Origin of the sequence: Acidovorax sp. LjRoot129 (genome assembly GCF_964253765.1) — a bacterium.
In the GTDB taxonomy this organism is placed as follows: Bacteria; Pseudomonadota; Gammaproteobacteria; order Burkholderiales; family Burkholderiaceae_C; genus Acidovorax.
Map to the genome: position 1 here is coordinate 1303848 of NZ_CAXUSE020000001.1, position 12344 is coordinate 1316191.

Annotated in this window: 4 protein-coding genes; all 4 read right to left on the reverse strand. The window is 68.1% G+C overall.

Features of this window, described 5'->3' with window-relative positions; genetic code table 11:
* Positions 1–8: 8 nt before the first annotated feature.
* The 4 genes from ACSQ3Q_RS06125 to ACSQ3Q_RS06140 all read right to left on the reverse strand — a co-directional run bounded on the left by ACSQ3Q_RS06125 (position 9) and on the right by ACSQ3Q_RS06140 (position 12265).
* A complete protein-coding gene (locus ACSQ3Q_RS06125) occupies positions 9–8516 on the reverse strand; it encodes a GH36-type glycosyl hydrolase domain-containing protein (protein WP_436133515.1) in 8508 nt (2835 codons plus the stop codon).
* An 862-nt stretch (positions 8517–9378) separates the two neighbouring features.
* Positions 9379–9741 (reverse strand): response regulator, encoded by a 363-nt coding sequence (locus ACSQ3Q_RS06130; RefSeq protein ID WP_436133516.1) that lies wholly within the window; start codon positions 9739–9741, stop codon positions 9379–9381.
* Positions 9742–9794: 53 nt separating this feature from the next.
* On the reverse strand, positions 9795–10901 hold the full coding sequence (locus tag ACSQ3Q_RS06135) for a sugar ABC transporter substrate-binding protein (protein WP_436133517.1): 1107 nt from the start codon (positions 10899–10901) through the stop codon (positions 9795–9797).
* Positions 10902–10930: 29 nt separating this feature from the next.
* Positions 10931–12265 carry a sensor histidine kinase gene (locus ACSQ3Q_RS06140; RefSeq protein ID WP_436133518.1) on the reverse strand — a complete coding sequence of 445 codons (1335 nt, stop codon included), beginning with the start codon at positions 12263–12265 and terminating at the stop codon, positions 10931–10933.
* Positions 12266–12344 lie beyond the last annotated feature (79 nt).

Sequence of the window (12344 nt, forward strand, 5' to 3'; positions counted from 1 at the left end):
GAGAACGCTCAGGCTGCCTGCAGCACCAGCTGCAATTCATGCGTCCCCGAACTGATGGGAATGCGCAGCGGGCCGCCATCGCAGCCGAGGGGGGCATTGTCCAAAGTTGCCGATAGAACTCTGCGTCCTGGCGCATCGGTGGCGGTCACCTTGATGCTGTAGTGCGCGTCGCCGAGGGCGATGCTGGCTTCGAAACCCGGCCAATGGGTGGGAATGCAAGGGTCGATCACCAGCACCTGCCCCTCGCGCCGTATGCCCAGGATGCTTTCCACCCCTGCGCGGTACATCCAGCCTGCGGCTCCGGTGTACCAGGTCCAGCCGCCACGCCCGGTGTGCGGTGCCACCGAATAGACGTCGGCCGCGACGACATACGGCTCCACCCGGTAGCGCGCCACTTCTGTGGGCGTGCGCGCATGGTGGATAGGATTGACCAGCGCAAACAGCGCGTGGGCCCGGGTGCCGGCCTGCGAGTCATTGCGCAGCTGGGCCCGGGCCATGATGGCCCACATGGCCGCATGGCTGTACTGCCCGCCGTTCTCGCGCAGGCCGGGCGGGTAGCCTTTGATATACCCGGGGTCGTGTGGCGTCTGATCGAACGGCGGGGTGAACAGCAGGGCCAGGCCCTCCTGCGGCAGCACCAGCTTGTCGCCCAGCGAGGCCATCGCGATCAAAGCCCGCGCTGGGTCAGCGGCGCCCGAGAGCACCGCCCACGATTGCGCGATGGAATCGATGCGGCATTCCTGCCCGTTGTGCGTGCCCAGCCAGGTGCCGTCGTCGAAGGTCGCACGCCGGTACCAGGCGCCGTCCCAGGCCTCGCGCTCCAGCGCGGCGCGCACCGATTCGGCATGCGCGCGCCATCGCGCCGCGCGGCCCGGGTCGCGGGCATCCGCCAGCGGCGCCATCAGCGCCACCGTGCGCACCAGCAGCCAGCCCAGCCACACGCTCTGGCCCCGGCCCTCCTGGCCCACGCGGTTCATGCCGTCGTTCCAGTCGCCGGTGCCCATGAGCGGCAGGCCCAGGTCACCGGTCAGTTCCATGGTCTGGTCCAGCGCCAGCGCGCAGTGCTCGAACAAGGTGGCCGATGCATCCGCCAGCATGGGCTGGAAGAACGCGTCGTGCTCGCCCGGCTGCAGCGGCGGCCCGTCCAGGAAGGGTACGGCTTCGTCCAGCACCGCCGCGTCGCCCGACACCTGCACGTAGCTGGCGGTGGCAAACGCCAGCCACACCCGGTCGTCCGAGATGCGCGTGCGCACGCCCTGGCCCGAGTGCGGCAGCCACCAGTGCTGCACATCGCCTTCGGCAAACTGCCGGCCCGCCGCGCGCAGCAGATGCGCGCGCGTCTCTTCGGGGCGTGCGAACGCCAGCGCCATGCCGTCCTGCAACTGGTCGCGAAAGCCGTAGGCCCCGCTGGCCTGGTAGAAGGCCGACCGGGCCCAGATGCGGCAGGCCTGCGTCTGGTACAGCAGCCAGCCGTTGAGCATGATGTCCATGGCACGGTCGGGCGTGCGCACCTGCACGGCGCCCAGCAGGCTGCGCCAATGCTGCACCACCTCCTGCAGCAGGGCGTCCACGTCCAGCAGGCGGTAGCGGGCCACCAGGGCCAGGCTCTCCGCCGCCGATGCGCATTGCCCGATGAAGCCGGTCACCTCCCTGGTTTCCCCAGGCTGCAGCGTGAGCGTGCACTGCAGCGCCGCGCAGGGGTCGCGCCCCGCACCGCCGCCGCCAGACAGCACGGCCTGGCCGCGCAGCGCCGCTGGCGCCGCCAGGCTGCCATGCCGCCCCAGGAACTCCGTGCGGTCGCTCGTCCACGCCGTCTGCTGGCCGCCCAGGTCGGCAAAGGCCACGCGGCCGGCAAACGCCGTGCTCCAGGGGTTGCGTGCCAGCAGCACGCCGCTGTCCGCATCGCGCTCCGCCAGGATGAACGGGCCCGATGCCCCGCGCGACGTGCCCAGCACCCATTCGGCATACAGCGTCACGGTGATCTGCCGCACCTGCGCCGTGCGGTTGTGCAGGGTCAGGCGCGACACCTTGATCGGGTCATCGATCGGCACGAACTGCAGCAGCTCCAGCGCGATGCCATGGGCCTCGTGCAGAAAGCGGCTGTAGCCGTGCCCATGGCGCGCCGTGTAGGTGCCGTTGCTGCGAATGGGCTGCGCGGTGGGGCTCCACAGCTGGCCGCTGGCATCGTCGCGCACGAAGAAGGCCTCGCCCGCCGGGTCGCTTACCGGGTCGTTGGACCAGGGCGTGAGCTGGTTCTCGCGGCTGTTGCCGGCCCAGGTGTAGCCGCTGCCATCGGCCGATACGTGAAAGCCGAAGGCCGGGTTGGCGATCACGTTGATCCACGGCGCGGGCGTGGTGTCCCCGTCTCGCAGGATGGTCACGTACTCCGTGCCGTCCTTGTCGAAGCCGCCCAGGCCGTTGAAGAACTCCAGCCCGGCGGGGTCCGGCGCGGTGGCCTGCCCGTACTGTGGCTGCGGCGCCGGCACAGGCGCTGGTCTGGCCGCCGGTTCGGGCACCTCCGCGGGCATCAATGCCAGTTGCTGGGAAATGGGGCCGCGCCGCGCCACAAGGGCCACGCGGGCAATGGACTGCAGCAGCGCGCGTGAGGTCGCATCCATGAGGTCGGCACGCAGCGTGTGCACCACGCCCTGCGCCAGCGACTCACCCAGGCGCGGCCTCGACTGGCTGCTGCGCACGGCGGTCTCGATAGCGATCTGCAGGTCTTGCACGTAGGACGACGCACGCTCGTTGATGACCACCAGGTCCACGCCCAGGCGCTTCATGCGCCAGTACTCGTGCGCCTGCAGCAACTGGTGCAGTTGGGCGATGTCCTCCATGTCGTCGATGCGCAGCAGCACGATGGGCAGGTCGCCCGAGATGCCGTGCTGCCACAGGCCCGACTGCGGCCCCGCCCCGCGCGCAATGGCGTCGGCCGGTGCGCGAAAGCGTGCATCGGCATACAGGATGGGCGCGGCCAGGCGCTGAAAGTCCGCCGCCGCATCGGCGCCGATGCCGATGTGGCGCAGCTGTACCTGGGCCTGGGTCCAGGCCAGGGTGCGGGCGCGCTCGAAGGCGCTGCGGTCGTGGTGCTGGTCCAGCAGGTCGAGCAGCGCCTCGCGCGTGGGCGCCACCAGCGTCCAGAAGGCCACACGGGCCATCTGACCCGGGGCGATGCGCACGCGCTGGCGCAGGGCGAACACCGGGTCCAGCACCGTGCCCACGGTGTTGGAGAGCGCACCGCCGCCATGCACCGCCAGCGCATTGCGCGCCGTGCGGCCCCGGCCGAGGAACAGACCCCGGTCGGTCTCGTACTGCGCCAGGGCGATCACCGTGCCTTCCACCACCGCGAAATGCGCGGCCCACACCCCCGGCTCGCCCGGGCTGCGCGCGCGCCGCGTGGCCAGCAGCGCGCCAAACTCGGGCAGGTACTCGGTCTGCACGAACATCTTGGAGAACGCCGGGTGGGCGTTGTCCGCCGCAGGCGGGGCCAGCACCAGCTCGGCGTACGAGGTCAGGTCGATCTCGCGCGCCCGCGGCCCGGTGTTGACCAAGGTGACCTGGCGCACCTCGCCATCGGCCTCGGCCGATACGATCACCTCGGTGGTGGTGGTCATGCTGCCGTCGTGGCGGGTGAAGGCCGCATGGTCCTCGGCAAACGCAACCTCGTAGCTGTCGGCCGCGCGCCCCGAGGGCTCCGCCGCCGCGGACCACGTGCGGCCGCTGTGCGCATCGCGCAGGTAGACATGCGAGCCCCAGTCCTCGCTGGTGGCGTCCTCGCGCCAGCGGGTCACGGCCAGGTCGCGCCAGCGGCTGTAGCCGGTGCCGGCCGCCGTGAGCATGACGGCATAGCGCCCGTTGGACAGCAGGTGCGTGGCCGGTGCACCCGCGCCCGGCGCGCCCATGCGCCGCACGGCATGCAGGTCGTCGCGCACGTCGGCAGGGCCGGTCTGCGTTTCTTCGGCGCGCGGGTGGGCCACGGCCACCAGGCGCGGCATGCGCTCCTGCAGCAGCAGCTCGCAGGCCTGCACCATGGGCTCGCGGTGAAAGCGCTCGCGCATCTGCCCGCCGTGCAAGGTGTTGGCAATGGCCACAATGGTCATGCCCTGGTGGTGCGCCATGTAGTTGCGCACGATGGCCACGGCCTGCCCATCGGGCAGGCGGCTGCGGGTGAAATCAAGCGCCTCGTAAAAGCCATGCTGCCCCAGGGCGCCGAGCTGCGCCAGGCGCGCGAAGTTGTGGCCCGCCGCGGTCGCGTCCACCATGCACGCCAGGCCCGTGGCGTAGGGGGCGATCACCAGGTTCTCGGCCAGCCCGCGCTTGAGCCCCAGGCCCGGCACGCCGAAGTTGGAGTATTGGTAGGTGAACTCCAGGTCGCGCGCGTTGTAGGCCGACTCGGAGATACCCCACGGTATGCCCTGCTGCGCGCCGTAGGCCATCTGCCGCTGCACCACCAGGGTGTTGGTCTGCTCCAGCAGGCTGCCCGCGGGCGCGCGCATCACCAGGGATGGCATCAGGTACTCGAACATCGAGCCCGACCACGACACCAGCGCCGAGCCCTTGCCCACGGGGATCGCCGTGCGCCCCAGGCGGAACCAGTGGCGCGTTTCCACATCGCCCTTGGCGATGGCGAACAGGCTGGCCAGCCGCGCTTCGGAGGCCAGCAGGTCGTAGCAGTTGGCGTCGAGCCGGTTTTCCACCGCCGCGTAGCCGATGGACAAGAGCTTGCGCTCGGGGTCGAGCAGAAAGGCGAAGTCCATGTCCAGCGCCAGGGCGCGGGCGGTGTCGGCCAGCGACTGCCAGCGCGCGTCGAGCGGGGGCGCATCCGCGCCCATCCCGACAGCCTGCAGGTCGCGCCCCTGCTCGGCGATGCGCGAGCGCACGGCGTTGGTCCAGAACAGCAGGGCATCGCCATCGCCGCTGCCTGCCGGCACGCCGATGTCCTGCGCCTCCTTCAGCGCCTTGTCGGCCAGGCGCTGCAGGGCGGGCAGGCCCATCTCCACGGCGCCGCCCGCCACCGCGGTGTCGATCTCGGCCAGCATGGCCAGCAGCCTGCGGCCCTGTGCGCCCTGGGCTGCGGGCACGCCCTGCACCGCCTCGCGCGCCAGCGCCAGGGCATCGCCCAGCCCCTGCACCCAGGTGCCGGGCAGCGGCGCGCGCACCCAGCCCTCGCAGGCATTGGCCAGCGCGATCAGGTGGCCGGCCAGGTTGCCGCTGTCCACCGACGACACGTAGGGCGGCGCCAGCACCTGCGCCGTGCCTGTGTCGTACCAGTTGTAGAAGTGGCCCCGGTGGCGCGCCAGCGCGCCCATGCTGGCCAGCGTGGCCTCCAGCCGGTCGGCGGTCTGCACCGCGCCGGCCCAGCCGAAATCGCGCGACGCAACGGCCGACAGCAGGTAAAGCCCCATGTTGGTGGGCGAGGTGCGGCGCGCCACCACGGGCTTGGGGTCCTCCTGGAAGTTGTCGGGCGGCAGATGGTGCTCGGCCGCGGTGACGAAGGTCTCGAAAAAGCGCCAGGTGCGCCGCGCGATGCGCCGCAGGGCCATCGCGTTGTCCAGGGCGGGTGCGCTCTGTGGCGCGGGCACGGAACGGCGGCTCGAACGCCAGGCCAGGGCCGGCGCCGCCAGCCACAGCGCCAGCAGCGGCAGCACCAAGGCCCGCGATGCCGGTGCGAAGACGACAGTAGCAGCCGCCAGCACCGTGGCCAGCAGCAGGCCACCGGCCATCAGCCGGTAGAAGCCCGCAGGCCCTGGGCGCGGCTTGGTGGCCGACTGCGCGGCGGTCTTCCACTCCAGCATCTGCCGGTGCGTGGCGTACAGCCGAACCAGCGCGCGCACGATGGCATCGACCGCACGCCAGGCGTGGTCGGGCAGCAGTGCGATGGCGGCCACGGTCTGCAGCACCGCCACGCGAAAGTCGCTCACGAGCAGGCGCAGGTGGCTGGCCACGCGGATGCCGGGGCGGCTGGCCCACAGCTCGGCCATGCCCGGCAAAAATGCCGGCACGCCCAGCGCCGCGAGCACCAGCAGCACGCCCCAGGGTGCCTGCGGCCAGGGCAGCGCGCAGCACAGCACCAGGGTCAGCAGGCCGGTCGGGGCCAGCAGCGAGCGGCGCAAGTTGTCCAGCATCTTCCATCGGCCCAGCGCGGGCAAGGCGGCACCCTGGTGGCGCCGGCCCAGCAGCCAGGGCAGCAGCTGCCAGTCGCCGCGCGTCCAGCGGTGCTGGCGCTGCACGGCCACGTCGTAGCGGGCCGGAAAGTCCTCGACCACCTCCACGTCCGACGCCAGGCCGGCGCGCGCCAGCACGCCCTCGAACAAATCGTGGCTGAGCAGCGTGTTCTCGGGAATGCGCCCGGCCAGCGCGGCCTCGAAGGCATCCACGTCGTAGATGCCCTTGCCGGTGTACGAGCCCTCGCCGAACAGGTCCTGGTACACGTCCGACACCGCGGCCGCATACGGGTCCATGCCGCCCGGGCCCGAGGTCAGCCGCTGGTACAGCGAGCCCTCCAGCCCCATGGGAAGCGCCGGCGTCACACGTGGCTGCAGGATGGCATGGCCCCCCACCACGCGCTGCTCGGTCAGGCTGAAAGTGGGCTGGTTCAGCGGGTGGGCCATCTTGCCGATCAGGCGCAGCGCGGCGTCGCGCGGCAGCCGGGTGTCGGCATCGAGCGTGATGACGTAGCGCACGCCGGGCAGGATGTCGGGCTGCGCACCACCGTCCAGCGCCATGAAGCTGGTGTCCGTGGCACCGCGCAGCAGGCGGTTGAGTTCGTGCAGCTTGCCGCGCTTGCGCTCCCAGCCCATGAAGCAGCCCTCGCCGGCATTGAAGCGGCGGTGCCGGTGCAGCAGGTAAAAGCGCTGGCCGCCCGGCGCCGGGCCGTGCCGCAGGTTGAGCGCGGCAATCGCTTCCTGCGCCACGGCAATCAGGTGGGCGTCGCTATCGACGACCTCAGTGGCGGCATCGAGCCCGTCGGACAGCAGTGCAAACGACAGGTCGCCCCCCGCGCCCGCCAGGTGGTGCACCTCCAGGCTCTCGATGTGGGCGCGCAGGTCGGCCTCGCTGGTCAGCAGCGTGGGCACCACCACCAGGGTGCGCAGGTGGGTTGGCACGCCGTCATCGAGCGCCAGGCCCGGCAACCCTACTGCGCCGAAGCGCCGGGTGACGCGCCGGTTGACGAGCACGCTCGCCACCTCGGTGGCGGGCAGAAAGCCGGCCAGCGCCAGGGCCACCAGCCAGCCCGGGTGCGTGCCGTGCATGCCGGCCCAACCCAGCGCCGCGCCCAGCAGCAGCATCGTCAGGCCCATGATGGCGGCAATGTAGCCGCGCACGCCCAGCCCCACCTGCCAGCGGTTGAAGCGAAAGCCCCAGGGAGGCTTGAAGCCGATGGCCCGCTCCAGCGCGGGGCGGCCCTCGGCCACCAGGTGGTAGCCAGGGTCGGCGGCGCGCATGGGGGTGGCTCCGGTGCCTTGGGCGGCCGCTGCGGCCTGCGCGCTGGCCAGGGCCTGCTCGGCAATGGCCAGCTCCGACAGGGCCGAACCGCGTGCCAGTTGCTCGATGGCGTTGCGGTAGAGGTTGCGCGTGGCAAAGTCCATCGCCGCAAAGCCGCTGCTCTCACGCAGGCGCGTGTCCACCAGGCTCATGCCCTCGACCAGATCAGCCCAGTCGATGTCGGACATCAGGCGCATGCTGGTGATCACGTTGCGCACGCTGACGTTCGATGCGCCTTGGCGCTGCTGCGAGTGTTCGATCACCAGGCCCACGCTGGTGCCCTGCAGCTCGAGCCGCTCTTCCAGCCACTGCAGCGCCGGGGTGGTGCGCGGGTCCTGGTCGCGCAGCCGCTTGGCCAGCTGCGCGGCAAACAGCTCCGACAGCGGGCCGTGGGCGCGCGTACCGATGTCGCCCACCAGGGCCGAGTAGGCGCTGCCCGACGCGAGCAGGCGGTCGGCCAGCGCCTGGGCATCGGCGCGGTCGGCCCGGCCGGCCGTGATCTGGTCCGCCAGCCGGCGCAGGTTTTCCACCAGCACGATGCGCAAGGTGATGGCCACCGCCCACAGCTCGCTGATCATCAGCGGCTGCACCTCCTGGTAGGCCGCGATGAAGCGGCGCAACGCCAGCGGATCGAAGTAGCTGTCGGTATGGGCGACAAAGGCCCAGGCAATGCCCAAAACGCGTGGGTAGCCGGCAAACGGCCCCTGCGCCAGCTTGGGCAACTGCCGGTAGTAACCCGGGGGCAGGTCCACGCGAATCTCCCGGATCTGCTCTTCCACCACGTGGTAGTTGTCCAGCAGCCAGTCGGCGGCGGGCACCACGCTGGATCCCGATGCCAACTCGGCGGCGCTGGCGCGGTACGCGGCAAGCAACTGGCTGGCATTGGCGCGCAGGCGCCGGTGCAAAGAGGGCACAGCCACGGGCTTGGAGCTTATTTGCTGCGCCACAGCCAGCGTGCGGGCATGCTGCTCCAGCCGCTCTATCCCGAACAGTTCCTCGCGCACGGGGGCGGCGTCGTTCCACGGCGGCATGGCTGTGCCTCGCCAAGCATGAGCAAGAGAAGGCAACACAGAAACCTTTCAGGGCCCCCGTGACACCACGATGCCTGCGAGTTGCCCACGGCAAGAGGTGCGGACAGGCCTGGCCTGTTCGCACCTAAAAAAGCTATGGCGTCGGGCGCAGGCAAAAGCCTGCGCGGCAACGTGCGAGTGGAAATGTCATGGGCTCTTTTCAGAGCCGTTGCCTGGAGGGAGGCGCTCAGCGGGGGAAGGAGATCAGTCTATTTTTCAGCGGGCGCCAACGCAGTATGGCCCTGGTCTTCGTCGATACAGCGGAATGACCTCTTCGCGCTGCTTCGCCGATCGATAGCCCGCAGTGATCTCAAGCCACTGAAATGACCATCAAAGGGGAAGGGTTGGGTTGGCGCATGACCGAGCTACATGGATGCCATCTGCAGACGGGTTGGTGTCGGGCTTTCGACATCGATACTTGGAGGCGATCAGCTGGATTGCAAGCGAGACTGAGCAGCCCGGTCGAGGGGCGTCGCAAGCGCCATGATCCCTGGAGGTTCGCTGCAGCGCGAAAGAGGTAGCGCGGCTGGCCATTGAGGCTACACGACCATCATGATGGGTGGTCAAAAGCCGAGCTTTCCGAGCCACGGCCTTGGTTGAGACGCGGAGTGCGAGGATTGAAGTGCTCGCGGAGCCTGCTGGAAAAATACCGCGATGGCTGCGGTATCTGCGGTACGGCCGTACCTTAGAAAACATGCCAGCGGAGCTGCCGCGACAAACCGGAGCGACCTGACGGCACCGAAGTGGCGACTACCCTGCCGCAGTTCGGGTTACCGCATGCCTGCCACTTGGTCCTCAAACGCCGCCCCGGCAGCCAAGTCGTTCATTGCGCGAGCCGCTCGACCAGTGCCTCGAGTTCGTCAAGCTCAAAAGGCTTCCTCAGCGGATGAGCGGTAGGGCCGAGCGACAGGACGATGTCCCTCAAGTCCTGTCCGGAGCACACAATCACCGGCAGCTTCGGGTCCTGCTGAAGTGCCTCGCGCGCTACGTCAAGGCCCGATCCGTCGGGGAGGTTGATGTCGGTCATCAGCAGGTTCACCTTCTGCGCGCGCAGCGCCTCGCGCGCGCCAGCGCCGTCCGCCACACACACGACCCGGCGGTCGGCAGTGGTGAGCAACTCGGCGAACGACTCGCGGATCAAGTCGTTGTCTTCGACGTAGAGGATGACGAAAGGGTTGGCGGTCATGGTGGGCGGGCTGCTCGATTCTGTGCAAGGTCCAGGTGGGGCTGGGCGACGGCCTATTTGGTTTCTGATGACCAGGGGAAATTAATGTAGTTCTCGCGCGTTTCGAAACAGATATTGCCGTACATCTTCAGATAAGTCGCGCGCCGCGACGGATCGGCATACACCGCGCCGGGGTTGGCCGTATCGCGCTCATAGTCCGCGATGTTGCCGCTGGTAAGTGCCCTGGGCAGGATGTCCATTGCCTGCGGGATGGATTTTCCGTCCAGCCAATCAGCGGCATGCTGGCCCATCGCAAAGCCGAATATGGATGATGCAAGGCTGATGCTCGCCTTGTAGGGGCTGTCGCCTTTTTTGATTTCGACGACCGCTTCCTGCTCGCCGTCTATCCCGCCCAGAAATTGCTCCGGCCGCGCCTTGCCCGCCTCACGCAATGCCGACAGCGCTCCCAGCACCACCGTGTCTGCACCGAGCACCACGTCGATATTCGGTTGCGCCAGCAGGATCGTCTTCATCGTGCGATATCCGCCCTCCTTGTCGACCGTGGCGGGCGAAATGTCGGCCACGATCGTCACGCCCGGCAGTGCCCGCAGGGTATCGCGCATGGCTGTGAAACGCGGCGCCAGAAATTGCAGGCTGTCATGCGTCAGCAGCACAACCTTGGCCTTTCCGCCAAGCCGCGTGCGGATGTAATGTGATGCGGATTCCGCCAGAACCTTGCCGGTCAGATATTGCGGCGCGTTCAACACCGTCGTTGCCGGCGGCGCCACGACGGCCCCCACATAAGCGCCTCCGCCGATCACCTTCTTCAGTGCCGGCGCCAACGATGGCGGATCGATGGGTGCCACCACCATCGCGCCGGTCTTGTCGGCTGCGATGCCGCTCACCTGTTTGATCATCAGCTCAGGATCGTTGTTGGCAAAGGCAACGCTGTAGTTGAGGCCCCGCGCCCGTGCTGCGGCCTCCAGCCCGCGCCCTACGCCCTTCATGAACTCGCGCCTGTTGTCCTGCACGAACACCAGTTTTTTCTGAAATCCAATGGGCGCTCTGCAAGAAGCCCGTGCTGCGTCGTAGGCGGGCAACTTGACGGACGTGGTAAGCCCGTCGCCGCCCGTGGCAAACGAAGCGCCGCTGAGGCAGGCTAAGGAAACAACCACAGACATTCGAAATTTCATCGCAGGTCCCATTCCCATTACGCGGTGGTCAGCACCAGCCGTGCTGCCGTGCCAGGCATGCGGTTGATGTATTCCACATGTGTCTTCAACGACGACGCCATCGTTTGAATGATCTTGCTGCCCAATCCCGTGCCCGCATGCGTGGCGTTGGGCGCAATCCCGACGCCGTCATCCTCAACCGTCAGTTCGGCCTTGCCGCCGTCCAAGCGCTTCAGCCGCACCCGGACCTCGCCGGGCTTGTCGGCGGGGTAGGCATATTTGAAGGCGTTGGTCACCAGTTCCTGTACGGCCACGCCCAGGCTGACGCTGGCATCAGTGCTGAGCGAAATCGGCTCCAGATAGCACTTCAGGATGGCGGTATGGCCGTCCTTCTTCATCGCCGTCTCCATATTGCTCAGCATGGCGCCCAGGTAATCGTTCAGCGCCACGTTGGTCACATCGCCAGATGTGTAAAGGCTCTTGTGGATCAGCGAGATGGCATTGATCCGCGATTGCGTTTCGGCCAACGCATCCTTTGCCGCCGCATCAGTGACGGAACGCGTCTGCATCCTCACCAGCGCCGCCACCAGCTGCAGGCTGTTGGCCACGCGGTGATTGACCTCGCCCAGCAGAACTTCTGCGCGTTCCCGCGCCATGGCCAGATCGGAAGTGCGGGCCTTCACACGTTCTTCGAGTGTGAGATTGACTGCCTGCACTTCGTCGCGCGCCTGCTTCAAATCCTGTCCGTTGCGGTAGACCGTATAGGCCACCACAAGCACCACCAGGATGATGACCACCGCGGCGCCCGCCGAGATCCAGCGCAGCAGCGACGCATTGCGTTGCTGTTCCGCGCTGTTGAGCGTGCTGTTCTCGTCGGCGATCAAGATCGCGCCATAGAGAAAGACATTGATTTCATCCATCAGCGTCTTACCGCGATTTCTCTGGAGCAATGCCATGGCCTCGGCATCGCGGCCGGCGCTTTTCAGCGTAATGCTGGAGTCCATGTCGGCGATTTTTTCGCTTACTGCTTCCGACAACCTGGGCAGCATGGCCCGGTTGGGGGCATCCGGCGCAATCATCCTGCTCAGATCGTCCAGCTCCTGCCGCGCCCGCGTCTTGGCCGTGTCGTAAGGGGCCAGATAAATCTGGTTGCCGGTCAGAAGGAATCCCCGCTGGCTCGACTCTGCGGTGCGTAAATGATCGCGCAGCTCCACCGCGGCGATGCGGATCGTGCGCTGGAACGCTGATTGCTCAATCAGGCTGTTGCCGCGTTCCACCAGCCAGAGGGTGGTGCTGACGATCACGATCAGCGCCAGAAAGCCAATCGTCAAGCCCGCGCCAACACCTACCGCCAACCGACTTCGTTCGAACATCAATCAACTTTCAAAGGGCTGGGTGGACAAAATAGAGCGTGCGCCTTCGCTCCGTGTTCCATACTAAAAACGGGTCTGT